This window comes from Rhizobium sp. GN54 (assembly GCF_021026345.1).
Taxonomy (GTDB): domain Bacteria; phylum Pseudomonadota; class Alphaproteobacteria; order Rhizobiales; family Rhizobiaceae; genus Mycoplana.
In genome coordinates this window covers 509,788-525,185 of the sequence record NZ_JAJNCZ010000004.1, presented here as the reverse complement: position 1 = coordinate 525,185, position 15,398 = coordinate 509,788, and the positions used below count along the sequence as shown (strand labels likewise).

At 65.9% G+C, this 15,398-nt stretch carries 13 protein-coding genes; 11 read left to right on the top strand and 2 right to left on the bottom strand.

From position 1 onward, the window contains the following. The first annotated feature begins 151 nt into the window (after positions 1-151). The 3 genes from LQK81_RS14465 (at position 152) to hydA (ending at position 3,534) form a co-directional block, all read left to right on the top strand. Positions 152-1,402, top strand: a complete 1,251-nt coding sequence (locus tag LQK81_RS14465) for a Zn-dependent hydrolase (protein ID WP_230807049.1) — start codon at positions 152-154, stop codon at positions 1,400-1,402. Positions 1,403-1,499: 97 nt separating this feature from the next. Further along, the gene (locus tag LQK81_RS14460) at positions 1,500-2,075 is read left to right on the top strand and encodes an endonuclease domain-containing protein (protein WP_442967141.1); all 576 of its coding nucleotides are present in this window, start codon (positions 1,500-1,502) and stop codon (positions 2,073-2,075) included. 1 nt (position 2,076) lies between these two features. Then, positions 2,077-3,534, top strand: a complete 1,458-nt coding sequence (hydA, locus tag LQK81_RS14455; RefSeq protein ID WP_230807048.1) for a dihydropyrimidinase — start codon at positions 2,077-2,079, stop codon at positions 3,532-3,534. Between the two features lie 308 nt (positions 3,535-3,842). Here hydA and LQK81_RS14450 read toward each other — a convergent pair whose 3' ends face one another. After that, complete coding sequence (locus LQK81_RS14450) at positions 3,843-4,253, bottom strand: cupin domain-containing protein (protein ID WP_230807047.1); 411 nt, start codon at positions 4,251-4,253, stop codon at positions 3,843-3,845. 119 nt (positions 4,254-4,372) lie between these two features. Here LQK81_RS14450 and LQK81_RS14445 point away from each other — a divergent pair, with 119 nt between their 5' ends. The 8 genes from LQK81_RS14445 (at position 4,373) to LQK81_RS14410 (ending at position 14,402) form a co-directional block, all read left to right on the top strand. Further along, positions 4,373-5,164: an ABC transporter ATP-binding protein gene (locus tag LQK81_RS14445; protein ID WP_230807147.1), complete on the top strand. Its 792-nt coding sequence runs from the start codon at positions 4,373-4,375 to the stop codon at positions 5,162-5,164. A 75-nt stretch (positions 5,165-5,239) separates the two neighbouring features. Beyond that, positions 5,240-5,656, top strand: a complete 417-nt coding sequence (locus LQK81_RS14440; RefSeq protein WP_442967135.1) for an EamA family transporter — start codon at positions 5,240-5,242, stop codon at positions 5,654-5,656. Between the two features lie 2 nt (positions 5,657-5,658). Further along, the gene (locus tag LQK81_RS14435; protein ID WP_230807045.1) at positions 5,659-6,543 is read left to right on the top strand and encodes an ABC transporter permease; all 885 of its coding nucleotides are present in this window, start codon (positions 5,659-5,661) and stop codon (positions 6,541-6,543) included. Continuing rightward, entirely contained in the window at positions 6,540-7,409 is an 870-nt protein-coding gene (locus LQK81_RS14430) for an ABC transporter permease (protein ID WP_230807044.1), read from the top strand. The genes LQK81_RS14435 and LQK81_RS14430 overlap by 4 nt, the downstream gene beginning before the upstream one ends. Positions 7,410-7,435: 26 nt before the next feature. Then, the gene (locus LQK81_RS14425) at positions 7,436-8,428 is read left to right on the top strand and encodes an ABC transporter substrate-binding protein (RefSeq protein ID WP_230807043.1); all 993 of its coding nucleotides are present in this window, start codon (positions 7,436-7,438) and stop codon (positions 8,426-8,428) included. A gap of 381 nt (positions 8,429-8,809) precedes the next feature. After that, positions 8,810-9,982 carry an efflux RND transporter periplasmic adaptor subunit gene (locus LQK81_RS14420; protein WP_442967140.1) on the top strand — a complete coding sequence of 391 codons (1,173 nt, stop codon included), beginning with the start codon at positions 8,810-8,812 and terminating at the stop codon, positions 9,980-9,982. A gap of 211 nt (positions 9,983-10,193) precedes the next feature. Continuing rightward, complete coding sequence (locus tag LQK81_RS14415; RefSeq protein ID WP_230807041.1) at positions 10,194-13,505, top strand: efflux RND transporter permease subunit; 3,312 nt, start codon at positions 10,194-10,196, stop codon at positions 13,503-13,505. A gap of 222 nt (positions 13,506-13,727) precedes the next feature. Further along, positions 13,728-14,402, top strand: a complete 675-nt coding sequence (locus tag LQK81_RS14410; RefSeq protein WP_230807040.1) for a Crp/Fnr family transcriptional regulator — start codon at positions 13,728-13,730, stop codon at positions 14,400-14,402. A 59-nt stretch (positions 14,403-14,461) separates the two neighbouring features. On the opposite strand, the gene LQK81_RS14405 is transcribed toward LQK81_RS14410, so the two are convergent. After that, the gene (locus LQK81_RS14405) at positions 14,462-15,229 is read right to left on the bottom strand and encodes a GGDEF domain-containing protein (protein ID WP_230807039.1); all 768 of its coding nucleotides are present in this window, start codon (positions 15,227-15,229) and stop codon (positions 14,462-14,464) included. Positions 15,230-15,398: the final 169 nt, after the last annotated feature.

The window sequence follows — 15,398 nt, the reverse complement described above, 5'->3', positions numbered from 1 at the left end:
GTAATGTTTACCAACCGGTCAAATTATCAGCCAGTTGCGAAACAAAGGCAACTGCTGTTCGGTAGGCGCAGAAAAACGACAAACGCGCCCGGTGACCGGCGGGAACAGATGACGGCTTTCACGAGGAGCCGAAAAAGAGGGAGCTAGCGATATGGCCGCACCCGGCGAGAACATGCGCGTCAATGCCGACCGCCTGTGGGACAGCCTCATGGACATGGCCAGGATCGGTCCGGGCGTCGCCGGCGGCAACAACCGCCAGACGCTGACCGATGCCGACGCCGAAGGCCGCAGCCTGTTCAGGCGCTGGTGCGAGGCGGCCGGCATGAGCGTCTCCGTCGACAGGATGGGCACGATGTTCGCCACCCGTCCCGGCACCGACCCCGAGCTCCTTCCCGTCTACATCGGTTCGCACCTCGACACCCAGCCGACCGGCGGCAAGTATGACGGCGTGCTCGGCGTCCTCTCGGGCCTCGAAGTCATCCGCTCGATGAACGACCTCGGCATCAGGACGAAGCACCCGGTCGTCGTCACCAACTGGACCAACGAGGAAGGCGCGCGCTTTGCGCCTGCCATGCTCGCCTCCGGCGTCTTCGCCGGCGCCATCGACCTCGACTACGCCTATTCCCGCAAGGACCCGGACGGCAAGACCTTCGGCGACGAACTCAAGCGCATCGGCTGGGTCGGCGACGAGGAGGTCGGCGCGCGCAAGATGCACGCCTATTTCGAGTACCACATCGAGCAGGGCCCGATCCTCGAGGCGGAGGAGAAGCAGATCGGCGTCGTCACGCACTGCCAGGGCCTGTGGTGGCTCGAATTCACCCTGACCGGCCGCGAGGCGCACACCGGCTCGACGCCGATGAACATGCGCGTCAACGCCGGGCTTGCCATGTCGCGCATCATCGAGATGGTGCAGACGGTGGCGATCGAGAACCAGCCGGGCTGCGTTGGCGGCGTCGGCCAGGTGAAGTTCTCCCCCAATTCCCGCAACGTTCTGCCCGGAACGGTGATCTTCACCGTCGACATCCGCTCGCCGGACCAGAAAAAGCTCGACGGCATGCGGGCCAGGATCGAGGCGGAAGCGGCGACGATCTGCGAGGCGCTCGGCGTCGGCTGTTCCGTCGAGGCGGTCGGCCACTTCGACCCCGTCACCTTCGACCCGACCCTTGTGTCCGCTGTGCGCAAGGCGGCCGAGGACCTGGGCTACAGCCACATGAACATCATCTCCGGCGCCGGCCACGACGCCTGCTGGGCCGCCAAGGTGGCGCCCGCCACCATGATCATGTGCCCCTGCGTCGGCGGCCTTTCGCACAACGAGGCCGAGGACATCTCCAAGGACTGGGCCAGCGCCGGCGCGGACGTGCTGTTCCATGCGGTGATAGAGACGGCGGGGATTGTGGAGTAGGCTGGTGGTTCTGAAGCAAAAGCCCCCCTCATCCGGCCCTTCGGGCCACCTTCTCCCCGCGGGGGAGAAGAGGGAGGTCTTGGCGACCGCCAACGACATGCCGGTACCAACGAAGAATGCAGCATCTGCTAGCGCTGGCGGGAAGAGCGCCGCGCGTCCCCTCTTCTCCCCGGCGGGGAGAAGGTGGCCCGAAGGGTCGGATGAGGGGGGCCGCACAAGGCAGGATGGACGGGGCCGCGCCATGTCGGACGAAGACATCAGAAAAAGGCGCCCCGGCAAGACCGTGCAGGCACGTCGCCTCCGCCGTAGCGAGACGGAAGAGGAGTTCCGCCTCTGGAGCGAACTGCGCAACCGCCACCTGAACGGCCACAAGTTCGCGCGTCAGGTACCGCTTGGACCCTACATCGTTGATTTTCTCTGTCGCGAGGAACGGCTCATTGTCGAGATCGATGGTTTCCACCACGCCGGCAGCGAACCCGACCTGACCCGCACGCGATGGCTTAACCGCAACGGCTACGCAGTCCTGCGTTTCTGGAACCACGAGGTAACCCGCGAGCGCCGCGCCGTGCTGGAAACCATCCTGGCGGCACTGTCTGGCTGCTTGAACCAACATTGTCACGCCACGCGCTTCTATCCGTCCCTCACCATAGGTCTCGAATCGACAGGGGAATAAAATGACCACCACAGTCATCAAGGGCGGCACCGTCGTCACCGCCGACCTCACCTACAAGGCGGACGTCCGGGTCGAGGGCGGCAGGATCGTCGAGATCGGCCCGAATCTCTCTGGCGACACAGTGCTGGACGCGGCCGGCTGCTATGTCATGCCGGGCGGCATCGACCCGCACACCCATCTCGAAATGCCCTTCATGGGCACCTATTCCTCCGACGACTTCGAGAGCGGCACGCGCGCGGCCCTTTCCGGCGGCACCACCATGGTGGTCGACTTCGCCCTGCCCTCGCCGGGGCAGTCGCTGCTGGAAGCGCTGACCATGTGGGACAACAAGTCCACCCGCGCCAATTGCGACTATTCCTTCCACATGGCCATCACCTGGTGGAGCGAACAGGTCTTCGACGAGATGAAGACGGTGGTGCAGGACAAGGGCATCAACACCTTCAAGCACTTCATGGCCTATAAGGGCGCCCTGATGGTGGACGACGACGAGATGTTCGCCTCCTTCCAGCGTTGCGCCGAGCTCGGCGCCCTGCCGCTGGTCCATGCCGAGAACGGCGACGTCGTCGCCTCGCTGTCGGCGAAGCTTTTGGCCGAAGGCAACAACGGCCCCGAGGCCCACGCCTATTCGCGCCCCGCCGAGGTCGAGGGCGAGGCGACGAACCGGGCGATCATGATCGCCGACATGGCCGGCTGCCCGGTCTACATCGTCCACACTTCCTGCGAGCAGGCGCACGAGGCGATCCGCCGTGCCCGCCAGAAGGGGATGCGCGTCTACGGCGAACCGCTGATCCAGCATCTGACGCTGGACGAGAGCGAGTATTTCGACAAGGACTGGGACCATGCCGCCCGTCGCGTCATGTCGCCACCCTTCCGCAACAAGCAGCATCAGGACAGTCTCTGGGCGGGGCTGGCCTCCGGATCGCTGCAGGTCGTCGCCACCGACCACTGCGCCTTCACCACCAAGCAGAAGCGCTTCGGCGTCGGTGATTTCACCAAGATCCCGAACGGCACCGGCGGGCTGGAGGACCGCATGCCGATGCTGTGGACCCACGGCGTCAACACCGGCCGCCTGACGATGAACGAATTCGTCGCCGTCACCTCCACCAACATCGCCAAGATCCTCAACGTCTACCCGAGGAAGGGCGCGATCCTCGTCGGCGCCGATGCCGACATCGTCGTCTGGGACCCGAAGCGGAAAAAGACGATCTCTGCCGGGGCCCAGCAGTCGGCGATCGACTACAACGTCTTCGAGGGCAAGGAGGTGACAGGCCTGCCGCGCTTCACGCTGACCCGTGGTGTCGTCGCGATCGAGGAGAACACGATCCGCACGCAGGAAGGCCACGGCCAGTTCGTCAGGCGCGAGCCGGTGACGGCCGTCAGCAAGGCACTGTCCACCTGGAAGGAGATCACCGCCCCGCGCAAGGTCGAGCGGTCAGGCATTCCGGCGACGGGGGTGTGATGGCGATGCCGCATTCGGCAGCCACCCCCCTCTGTCCTGCCGGACATCTCCCCCTCAAGGGGGGAGATCGGGCAGGAGGCACCGCAGGCAGACACAGACACCTCGATGCGGATGCCTGCGACCTGAATTCACGTCTTCAAGTGCAATCCGCTGGACATGCTCCCCGCCGCCTGTCGGCCCAAAAGACGCACCGATCCTCGACCGAACCTTGGCATCGGCACCGCGTCGCACCGATCTCCCCCCTTGAGGGGGAGATGTCGCGAAGCGACAGAGGGGGGTATCCCGCTAAGCCGGTGACGCACCGCCGCTTATCCCACCAACCCGTCCAGTTCCGGCAAGAGCACCACGCTCTCCTGCTCGTTCGGATCCGTCCTCGCGATCACCGCCGAGCAGGGCGCGTCGGAGAGATTGGCCGGCAAATGCGGCACGCCGGCGGGGATGTAGAACATCTCGCCGGCCCTGACGACGACATGCTCCTGCAGCCGATCGCCGTACCAGGTATGCGCCTCGCCGCTGAGCACGTAGATCGCCGTCTCGTGGCTCTCGTGCAGATGGGCTTTCGCCCGCGCACCCGGCGGCATCGTCAGAAGGTGCATGCAGAGGCCGGTCGAGCCCACTGTCTCGCGGGCGATACCCTCGAAATAGGAGAGCCCCTGCTTGCCGTCATAGGCGCTGCCCGGCCGGATGACGCGGCAGGTCGCCTTTTCATCCCCATTCATTGCCCTTCCTCCAACATTTCCGTGTGAGCAATTCCGTGTCCGATCTGACCATGAAGACAATGCCGATTGCAATGCGCCCGACAGGCATGCAGTCTGGTTCCGCCAGTGCCATCGAGGGCATGAAAATGGACAGCGCCTCCGTCGTTTGCGCGCAAAATCTCGGCCTGACCTTCGGAACGGCCGACGGGCCGGTCGTGGCCCTTTCGAATGTCGACCTGACGGTCGACAAGGGCGATTTCGTCTCCTTCATCGGCCCGTCCGGCTGCGGCAAGACCACTTTCCTGCGCGTCATCGCCGACCTGGAGAAGGTGACCTCGGGCACAATCACCGTCAACGGCATGACGCCGGAGGAAGCGCGCCACAAGCGCGCCTACGGCTATGTCTTCCAGGCCGCCGCCCTCTATCCCTGGCGCACCATCGAAAAGAACATCGCCCTGCCGCTGGAGATCATGGGCTATTCCGGCGCCGAGCAGAAGGAACGGATCGCCCGCACCCTCGAACTGGTCAATCTCGAGGGCTTCGGCAAGAAATATCCCTGGCAGCTTTCCGGCGGCATGCAGCAGCGCGCCTCGATCGCCCGCGCGCTCGCCTTCGATGCCGACCTGCTGCTGATGGACGAACCCTTCGGCGCATTGGACGAGATCGTCCGCGACCACCTGAACGAACAGCTCCTGAAGCTCTGGGCGCGGACCAACAAGACGATCTGTTTCGTCACCCACTCGATCCCCGAGGCCGTCTACCTGTCCACGAAGATCGTCGTCATGAGCCCCCGCCCCGGCCGCGTCACCGACATCATCGAATCGACCCTGCCGAGGGAGCGCCCGCTCGACATCCGCGAATCCCCGGAATTCCTCGAAATCGCCCATCGCGTCCGTGAGGGTTTGCGCGCGGGGCATAGCTATGAGGTGTGACCCTGTGTCGAAAGGCATGCTTTTGCCCCTCACCCCAACCCTCTCCCCGCAAGCGGGGAGAGGGGGTAGGCAACGTTGGCGCCATGGTCCTTCTCCCCGCCTGCGGGGAGAAGGTGCCGGCAGGCTGATGAGGGGCAACGCCACGGAGCCCCGCCCATGAACCTCCCCTTCATCCTCTGGCTCGCCGGTTCCATGGCCGTGTTCCTCTCCGCGGCGACGGCGTCGCGGGCGTATGTCTCCAGCAACAACCTCGCCCTGCTGCTCTTTTCGCTCTTCCTCTATTGCGTCGGCAACCTGATGATGGTGCGGCTGATGCGCGAGGGCGGGCTGGGGCTTGCGATCTCGGCCTCGGCCATCGCGCAACTGCTGTTCATCAACGTCATCGCCTTTGCCGTCTTCGGCGAGCGGCTGTCCGGCACCCAGCTTGCCGGCGTCGGCCTCGGCGTGGTCGCCATGGGGCTGATGCTGCTGCCCATGGGGGAGAGGAGCTGACGATGGACAGGGAGAATTTCGTTCTCGATCGCCTCCTGCCCGTGGCAACCGTCGTGCTCGCGCTCGTGGCGATCTGGTACGTCGCCGCCGTCTTCCTCAACGCACCCTTCGAGCGCGACACGGCGGCGAGAGCTGGCACGACGATCACCTTCACCGAGATCCTGCCGAAGACCATGGCGCAGGAGCGCCCGGTGCTGCCGGCGCCCCATCAGGTGATGGCCGAACTCTGGGACACCACCGTCAACAAGGCCGTCACCTCCAAGCGCAGCCTCGTCTACCATGCCTGGGTGACGCTCTCGGCCACCCTGCTCGGCTTCGCCATGGGCACCGTGCTCGGCATCCTGCTTGCCATCGGCATCGTCCACAACAAGGCGATGGACCGCTCGCTGATGCCCTGGGTGATCGCCAGCCAGACGATCCCGATCCTCGCGATCGCGCCGATGATCATCGTCGTGCTCAATGCCGTCGGTCTCTCCGGCCTGCTGCCGAAGGCGCTGATCTCAACCTATCTCAGCTTCTTCCCCGTCGTCGTCGGCATGGTGAAGGGCCTGCGCAGCCCCGAACAGATCCAGCTGGACCTGATGCACACCTACAACGCGTCCTCGGCGCAGACGTTCTGGAAGCTGCGCTGGCCGTCCTCCATGCCCTATCTCTTCACCTCGCTGAAGGTGGCCGTGGCGATCTCGCTGGTCGGGGCGATCGTCGGCGAACTGCCGACGGGGGCGGTGGCCGGGCTCGGCGCCCGCCTGCTCGCCGGCTCCTATTACGGCCAGACGGTGCAGATCTGGGCGGCGCTGTTCATGGCGGCGGCCGTCGCCGCCCTGCTGGTGATCATCGTCGGCATCGCCCATTCGGCCGTGCTCAGGCGGATGGGGGCGCGCGCATGAGCACGGCCCCGCTCCTCTCCGCCGTCGTCTTCTGGCTCACCGCATGGGCCTTCAACGAATGGCTCGTGCGCCAGCATTTCCGCAGCCACGCCTTCCAGCGCATCGCCCGCGCGGTCGTGCCGTTGCTCTTCGGCGTCACCCTGCTGGTGCTGTGGGAAGGCATCGTGCGCGGCTTCAACGTTCCCTCCGTGCTTTTGCCGCCGCCGAGCGCGATCTGGCAGCGGCTCGTCACCTCGCTGCCGACGCTCTGGGCGGATTTCCGCCAGACCTTCCTCAAGTCGGTGATCACCGGCTATATCCTCGGCTGCGGGCTGGGATTCGTCGTGGCGATCCTGATCGACCGCTCGCCCTTCCTGCAGAAGGGCCTGCTGCCGCTCGGCAATTTCGTCTCGGCGCTGCCGGTGATCGGCGTGGCCCCGATCATGGTCATGTGGTTCGGCTTCGACTGGCAGTCCAAGGTCGCCGTCGTCGTCATCATGACCTTCTTCCCGATGCTGGTGAACACGGTGGCGGGCCTTGCCGCGGCGAGCCACATGGAGCGCGACCTGATGCGGACCTATGCCGCGAACTGGTGGCAGACGCTGGTGAAGCTGCGCCTGCCGGCCGCCTGGCCCTTCATCTTCAATGCGCTCAAGATCAACTCGACGCTGGCGCTGATCGGCGCCATCGTCGCCGAATTCTTCGGGACGCCCATCGTCGGCATGGGGTTCCGGATCTCCACCGAGGTGGGCCGCATGAATGTCGACATGGTCTGGGCCGAGATCGCGGTCGCCGCGCTCGCCGGATCGATCTTCTACGGGGTGGTGGCGCTTGCCGAGCGCGCCGTCACGTTCTGGCATCCGTCTGTCCGCGGTGGGCAGGCGTAACAATGCGCAAAAATGAGGGAACAGCTATGAAAAAGACTATCGCATCACTTCTCATGGCAAGCGCCTTTTCGCTTGCCGCCTTCCAGGCCGGGGCGGCCGACAAGGTCACGCTGCAGCTGAAATGGGTCACCCAGGCCCAGTTTGCCGGCTACTACGTCGCCAAGGACAAGGGCTTCTACGAAGAGGAAGGCCTCGACGTCGAGATCAAGCCGGGCGGCCCGGACATCGCCCCTGCCCAGGTGATCGCCGGCGGCGGCGCCGATGTCGTCGTCGACTGGATGCCGTCCGCGCTCGCCACCCGCGAGAAGGGCGTGCCGCTCGTCAACATCGCCCAGCCGTTCAAGTCCTCGGGCATGATGCTGACCTGTCTGAAGGAAAGCGGCGTCAAGGGACCGGAGGACTTCAAGGGCAAGACGCTCGGCGTCTGGTTCTTCGGCAACGAATATCCGTTCCTGTCCTGGATGGCGCACCTGAAGATCCCGACCGACGGCGGCCCCGAAGGCGTCACCGTGCTGAAGCAGGGCTTCAACGTCGATCCGCTGATCCAGAAGCAGGCCGCCTGCATCTCGACGATGACCTACAACGAGTACTGGCAGGTGATCGACGCCGGCATCAAGCCGGAGGACCTCGTCACCTTCAAGTACGAGGACCAGGGCGTGGCGACGCTCGAGGACGGCCTCTACGTGCTCGAGGACAAGCTGAAGGATCCGGACTTCAAGGCCAAGATGATCAAGTTCGTCCGCGCTTCGATGAAGGGCTGGAAATATGCCGAGGAGAACCCGGACGAGGCGGCCGACATCGTTTTGGAGAACGACAGCACCGGCGCGCAGACCGAAGCCCACCAGAAGCGCATGATGGGCGAGGTCGCCAAGCTCACGGCTGGCTCCAACGGAACGCTCGACGAGGCCGACTACAAGCGCACCGTCGCCTCGCTGCTGGCCGGCGGCTCCGACCCGGTCATCTCCAGGGAACCGGAGGGCGCCTGGACGCACGAGATCACCGACTCGGCCCTCAAGTAGGGCCAGAGCCGGCATCTGCAGAAACCGGGCGCGCGGGGACCTCTCCGCGCGCTCTTTCGCTTCGGGGGTCCGCTGTCCGGCCCTTGCGCGTCATGATGGCACGGGCCCGGCCTGTTGCACGCCAACAACGCTCAATGTAAATAGTGAGGCACCATTTTGGTTGCCGCTTGTAAGCATGAAGGCGCCTCATTACATAAAACGCGCGGTTCGGACCGGCCCGACAGGCCGAAAGCGAGCGTCGAGGCGACCTTTTCGACCGCACCCGGAGGAAATGCGGCAGCACGGCAAAGTTCGCCGTCCTACGCACTGTAAATTCATTCGCATCTTGAAGGTTCGTCCATGGCGCCTGGATTGAAGTACGCACTCTGCCTGTCGGTTGCCATGTCGACGGCGACAGGCCTGGTGCCTCTCGCCGTGTCTGTCGCCCATGGCGCCGATGCAGCACCCGTGGCCGATCAGGCGCAGAACCTCCCGGCAATCGTCGTCACCGCCGTGGAAGAGCGCGCCATCGTCGATCGCGTGATCGCCACCGGCACGATCCAGCCGGTCGAGGAGGTCTATGTCGCCCCGCTCGTCGACGGCCTTTCCATCCGTTCCCTCGGCGCCGACGTGGCCGACCGGGTCAAGGAAGGCGACACGCTGGCGACCCTGAACGACGACGCGCTGGTCTTGGAAAACAGCCGGCTGGCGGCGATGCGGGCGAAGGCGGAAGCCTCCGTCGCGCAGATGCAGGCGCAACTGGTCGAGGCGAAGGCCAATGCCGAGGAAGCCGACAAGGCGCGCATCCGTGCCGAGACGCTGGTGAAGACCGGCGCGACGTCGCAGGCGACCTTCGATCAGGCGACGGCTGCGGCCCGCGCCGCGGTTTCGCGCGTCACCTCCGCCGAGCAGGCGATCTCGGTGTCGCAGGCGGAAATCCGGGTGATGGACGCCCAGATCGCCGACATCGACCTGAAGCTTGCGCGCACCTCGGTGAAGGCGCCGGTGGCCGGCGTCGTCTCGGCGCGCACGGCCAAGATCGGCGCCATCGCCATGGGCGGCGGCACGCAGCCGCTGTTCTCCATCATCCGCAACGGCGAGATCGAACTGAAGGCGGACGTGTCCGAGGCGAATATCCTGAAGCTCCAGGTCGGGCAGGAAGCGACGATCTCGCTTGCGGGCGGCAGCGACCGGCTGACCGGCCGCATCCGCCTGGTCGAGCCGACGCTCAGCAACGACACGCGCCTCGGCCGGGTCTACATCAAGCTCGACGAACCGGAGAAGGCTCGCGTCGGCATGTTTGCCAGCGCCGAGATCACCGCGGAGGAGAAGAACGGCCTCGTCCTGCCGCTTTCGGCCGTTACCACCTCGCGCGAGGGCACCATGGCCCGCAAGGTCGAGGATGGCGTCGTCACCCTGGTCAAGGTCGTGACCGGCATCCAGGACGGGCAGATGATCGAGATCGAAAGCGGCCTTGCCGCCGGCGACGAGGTGGTCGCCAAGGCCGGCGCCTATGTTCGCGACGGGGACAGGATCAGGCCGGTGCGGGCCGCCCAGTCCCAGGCTGCGAACTGAACGAGGCCCCGGACGGACAAACCAGGCCCCGCCCCGGTCTCCGCGATGGATTTCGCAAGGCAGGATGCGTGGTCAAATATCGCCCGGGACAACCGCCCGTGCGACGACAAGAATGGGAACGCCGGCACCATCAGGTGCGGAATGACGCGCGACGATCGAGCCGGCCGGGTGCGATGGCCGCTATGCGCCGTGCCATGAGGACAACTGGAACATGAACTTTTCTGCTTGGTCCATTCGCAACCCGATTGCGCCGCTGCTTGCCTTCTTCCTCTTGATGGTCGTCGGCATGCAGTCGTTCTATTCGCTGCCGATCACCCGCTTTCCGAACATCGACGTGCCCCTCATCTCGGTGAGCGTGACCCAGAGCGGCGCAGCGCCGGCCGAACTCGAACTGCAGGTGACCAAGGAGATCGAGGATTCGGTCGCCGGTATCGCCGGCGTCGACCACATCATGTCGACGGTGACCGACGGCAGCTCCGTCACCAGCGTCATCTTCGAGATCGAGGTGCCGACGAACCAGGCGCTGCAGGACGTCAAGGACGCGGTCGACCGCATCCGCAACGATCTTCCCGCTTCCGTCGAGGAGCCGATCGTCACCAAGATCGACGTCGAGGGCCAGGCGATCCAGACCTTTGCCGTCTCCTCCCCCAACATGACGCTCGAGGAACTGTCCTGGTTCGTCGACGACACCGTCAAGCGCGCCCTGCAGGGCCGGCCGGGCGTCGGCAAGGTCGACCGCTTCGGCGGCGCCGACCGGGAGGTCCACGTCGACCTCAACGCCGACAAGCTGGAATCCTTCGGCATCTCCGCCGCTGACGTGAACCAGCAGCTGCGCAGCATCAACGCCGACGTCGGCTCCGGCCGCGGCCAGATCGCCGGCGCCGAGCAGGCGATCCGCGTGCTCGGCGACGCGCGTTCGGTGGAAAAGCTCGCCGCCACCGTGATCGCGCTGCCGAACGGCCGCTTCGTCCGCCTGTCCGAACTCGGCCGCATCTCCGACACCTACGAGGAGCCGCGCTCCTTCTCCCGCTTCAACGGCACCCCTGTGGTGACCTTCGCCGTTTTCCGCTCCAAGGGCGCGAGCGAGGTGACGGTGGCGGAATCGGTCGAAAAGGCGCTTGCGACCGTTCGCGAGAAGAACCCGGACGTCGCGATCAGCCTGGTCGACGATTCCGTCTACTTCACCTACGGCAACTACGAGGCCGCCCTCCACACCCTCTTCGAGGGCGCGATCCTGGCGGTCATCGTCGTCCTCCTGTTCCTGCGCAACTGGCGGGCGACGCTGATTTCCGCCGTCGCCCTGCCGCTCTCGGCGATCCCGACCTTCTACGTCATGGACCTGCTCGGCTTCTCCCTGAACCTCGTCAGCTTCCTGGCGATGACGCTCGCGACCGGTATCCTCGTCGACGACGCGATCGTGGAGATCGAGAACATCGCCCGCCATATCAAGATGGGCAAGACGCCGTACAGGGCGGCGATCGAGGCCGCCGACGAAATCGGCCTGGCGGTGATCGCCACCACCTTCACCATCATCGCCGTCTTCGTGCCGGTCTCCTTCATGCCCGGCATTCCGGGCCAGTACTTCATCCAGTTCGGCCTGACGGTCGCCGTCGCCGTGTTCTTCTCGCTGGCGGTGGCGCGCCTCATCACGCCGGTGATGGCCGCCTACCTGATGCGGGCCAGCGACGCCGACGGCCACGACGAGGAGAAGGACGGCGCCTTCATGCGCGGCTACACCGCGATCGTCCGCACCACGACGAGCCACTGGTACAGCCGCTACGCCACCCTCGTCGCCGCGATCGCCTTCCTCGCCGGTTCGCTGTGGCTGCTGGCGCAGGTGCCGGGCAGCTTCATGCCGCCGGAAGACGCCTCGCGCGTCATCCTCTCGATCGAGCTGCCGCCGGATGCCATGCTCGAGGATACCGACCATACGACGGCCCAGATCTACGACCGACTCAAGGACATCGATGGCGTCAGCGACATCTTCATCCTCGGCGGTTCCTCGCCCAAGGGCGATCTCGAACTCCGGCGCGCGGGCATCACCGTCATGCTGGACAAGCGTGACCATTCGCTCGTCAACAGGGTCGTCAACGACGTGATCGGCGGCCTGCCGGTGATCGGCCAGTACCTGCCGAAGCTGCCGCCCGCCGGCCGCACCGTGCCGCAGTGGGACATCGAGCGCGAGATCTTCGCCGCCCTTCGCGACATCCCCGATGTCCGCATCATCAAGCTGAACGACCGCTACGAGCGCGACCTGTCCTTCAACCTGCTCTCCAACAACGAGGCCGACCTGGACAGGACCGTCGCCGTGCTCGAGGCGAGGCTGCGCGCCGACCCCGTGCTCGCCAATGTCAGCCCGGACGGCTCGCTGCCGCGCCCCGAGCTGCAGATCCGGCCGCGTGACGACCAGATGGCCCGCCTCGGCATCACCACCGCCCAGATCTCCGAGGTCATCCGCGTCGCCACGATCGGCGACATCGACGCCCAGCTCAGCAAGATGTCGCTCGACGATCGGCTGATTCCGATCCGCGTCCAGCTCGACCGCGACTTCCGCGGCGATCTCGGCGCGATCCGCAACCTGAAGATCAGGACCGCCAAGGGCGAGTTCGTGCCGCTGTCCTCCGTCGCCGACATCGACTATTCGGAGGGTCCGAGCTCGATCAAGCGCTACGACCGCAACCGGGTGGTCGCGATCGGCTCGGACCTGCAGCCGGGCGTGGCGCTCGATACGGCGACGGCGCGCTTCAAGGAGATCGCCGAGAGCGTCGACATGCCCGACACCGTCCAGTTCCTGGAGAGCGGCGACGCCGAGGTACAGGCGGAGATGCTGCAGGGCTTCGGCAATGCCATGCTGCTCGGGTTGTTGCTGGTGCTGACGGTGCTGATCCTGCTCTTCAAGGACGTGATCCAGCCCTTCACCATCCTGTTCTCGCTGCCGCTCGCGATCGGCGGCGTGGCCGCCGGCCTGATCCTGACGCAAAATTCGCTTTCGATGCCGGTGCTGATCGGCATCCTCATGCTGATGGGCATCGTGACGAAGAACGCGATCCTGCTCGTCGATTTCGCCATCGAGATGATGCACCGGGGCATGGAGCGCACGCAGGCGATGGTGGAAGCCGGCCGCAAGCGCGCCCGCCCGATCGTCATGACCTCGATCGCCATGTCGGCGGGCATGCTGCCCTCTGCGCTCGGCGTCGGCGAAGGCGGCACGTTCCGCGCGCCGATGGCGATCGCCGTGATCGGCGGCATCATCGTCTCCACCGTGCTGTCGCTCGTCGTCGTGCCCTCCTTCTTCCTGATCATGGACGACCTGTCGCGCCTGCTGGCCCGCATCTTCGGCCGCATGGTCGGCAAAAAGGACGAAGAGCCGCCGCCGCTCGACAACGAGGCGCTGACAGAAGCCGCGAACGAGGCCGCCCGCAACGTCGAGGCCCTCGACGACCGGGTCTCCGCCCTGGAGAAGCGCGAACGCGGAAAGAAACCGCTCAGCGTCGTGCACCACTCCGCCCTCGCCGCGGAATAGACGGCAAGAGAAACGCACTGCGGAAGCCGGGGCGACACCCCGGCTTCTTCGTTTCATGAGACAGGAAAGGCGCGGCACCGCAATTTGACCGAAATCAACGTGCGCCGCCTGTTTTCGCTCTAGTCTTTCGTCACATGCCGGACTTGCCATCCCTGTCTTCCGGGGAGGCTCATTCGTCCGGAACGATGTCGGGAAGGAATGGGCGCAAGAGCCATGAACAGGATGATGAGACCCAACGCCTGGGAACGTGAAACCCTGATGTCCCTGCCGCTGTTGTCCGCGCTCGGGCTGGAGAGCCTGTCGGCCATGCTGGATCTCGCGACCGTGCGGACCGTCGGCCCGCGGCAGACCCTGTTCCGCGAGGGCGAGCCGGCCGATACGCTCTACTGCGTGCTCGGCGGCTATGTGCGGACGTTCCACCTGTCGCCGCAGGGTCGCGAGGTCGATCTTCTCATCCACGAGCCCGGCGACCTCGTCGGCGCCAGCGTCTGCCTGCACGGGCAGAACTATTGCGCCAGCGCCCAGGCCACGGACGCCGTCAAGATCGCCCTCTTTCCGCTGCAGCGCGTGCGCGAGCTTGCAGCCACCAGGCCGGACCTGGCCCTGGCGCTCGCCAATGTCCTGGCCGGACAGTTCGCCGGCAGCCTGTCCACGATCGCCGACGACCGCCTGCACACCGCGCCACAGCGGGTTGCCCAGTATCTGAAGAAGCAATGCCCGAGCGGCGCGCGCAACGTCAGCTTCCGCCTGCCCTACCAGAAGAACCTGCTGGCCGGGCAATTGGGGCTGGCGCCCGAGGCGCTGTCGCGCGCCTTCTCGTACCTGCGCCGCCACGGCGTCAGCGTGCGCGGCCGGCTGGTGCAGGTGAACGATCCGGAAGAGCTTCAGTCGGTCTGAGATCGGATCCGGCGGGAGGTACGCCCGCGCTGCGTGGCATCACGTGCGGCGCAGGATTGTCAGCACATCGGTTTTGCGTGCTTGTCAAAGGCATAGACGGCGCGCGTGCTGGCCGTATCGCGGGCGTTCGTGAGCGCCCGGCGCGCCGCGTCCATCGTCACCGTGGCCGGCACGTTCGGCGCAATCCGGGCGACACCTGCAGACAGCGCCACTGCAACAGCCCCCGAACGGGTCGCCACCGACCGCGTTGCGACCGACCGGCGCACGTCCTCCACCAGCAGGATGCAATCGTCCGGGCTCTGGCTTGCCAGCATGACGACGAACTCGCCGTCCGCCGATCGCCCGACCTGATGGGGCGCGTGGAAGGTGCGCGAGAGTTCCTCGGCCACCATCTGCAGAATGAGGTTGGCGGTATCCGACCCATGGCGGCTTGCGAGGAAGGCGAAATGCGCCACGCCGAACAGGATCACGAAGCCGGGTACGGCGGCGGCGTCCAGCGTTTCCGTGATCGCCTCCGGTTTCATGACGCCGGAGAGCGGATCGGCGAGACCGGCGCGATCGATCCTGGCGCGCAGGTGCTGGAGCGCGCCGAGGCCGAGGCCCCCGAGGGCGGCCAGCAAGGCCGCCACGCTCGCGGCCATCAGGACGGACGACGCCACCCCTTGCGCGGCGGGTCCGGGCTCGGGCAACGGCAGGAGCCGGATCGGCGCATGCAGGGCGGCCAGCATCAGGTGCAGGCCGGTCGCCAGCGCCGCCGCAATCAGGAAGCCATACGGCAGGATCGTCGCGAGCTCGGCCTTTGCCAGTGCGTGATGACCGCTCCGCAAGCCTCCCGATGAAGAACCGTCCCGAAACATTACATTCTCCGCATTCGCATGCGGCGAACATAATGGGGTGAATTTCACATCCGGCTAATCCGATCGATAAAAGTCGATGCAACTCATACCAACCTGTAGTGATATCGACCGGCTATGCCGGAGCGGCACCCGCGCCCCG

What these genes read in the sequence shown, in the direction of transcription:
- LQK81_RS14430 (WP_230807044.1), top strand. Translation starts at nt 6,540, where the DNA reads ATGAGCACGGCCCCGCTCCTCTCCGCCGTCGTCTTCTGGCTCACCGCA.
- LQK81_RS14420 (WP_442967140.1), top strand. Translation starts at nt 8,810, where the DNA reads ATGTCGACGGCGACAGGCCTGGTGCCTCTCGCCGTGTCTGTCGCCCAT.
- LQK81_RS14410 (WP_230807040.1), top strand. Translation starts at nt 13,728, where the DNA reads ATGATGAGACCCAACGCCTGGGAACGTGAAACCCTGATGTCCCTGCCG.
- LQK81_RS14435 (WP_230807045.1), top strand. Translation starts at nt 5,659, where the DNA reads ATGGACAGGGAGAATTTCGTTCTCGATCGCCTCCTGCCCGTGGCAACC.
- LQK81_RS14425 (WP_230807043.1), top strand. Translation starts at nt 7,436, where the DNA reads ATGAAAAAGACTATCGCATCACTTCTCATGGCAAGCGCCTTTTCGCTT.
- LQK81_RS14445 (WP_230807147.1), top strand. Translation starts at nt 4,373, where the DNA reads ATGAAAATGGACAGCGCCTCCGTCGTTTGCGCGCAAAATCTCGGCCTG.
- LQK81_RS14460 (WP_442967141.1), top strand. Translation starts at nt 1,500, where the DNA reads ATGCCGGTACCAACGAAGAATGCAGCATCTGCTAGCGCTGGCGGGAAG.
- LQK81_RS14450 (WP_230807047.1), bottom strand. Translation starts at nt 4,253, where the DNA reads ATGAATGGGGATGAAAAGGCGACCTGCCGCGTCATCCGGCCGGGCAGC.
- hydA (WP_230807048.1), top strand. Translation starts at nt 2,077, where the DNA reads ATGACCACCACAGTCATCAAGGGCGGCACCGTCGTCACCGCCGACCTC.
- LQK81_RS14415 (WP_230807041.1), top strand. Translation starts at nt 10,194, where the DNA reads ATGAACTTTTCTGCTTGGTCCATTCGCAACCCGATTGCGCCGCTGCTT.
- LQK81_RS14465 (WP_230807049.1), top strand. Translation starts at nt 152, where the DNA reads ATGGCCGCACCCGGCGAGAACATGCGCGTCAATGCCGACCGCCTGTGG.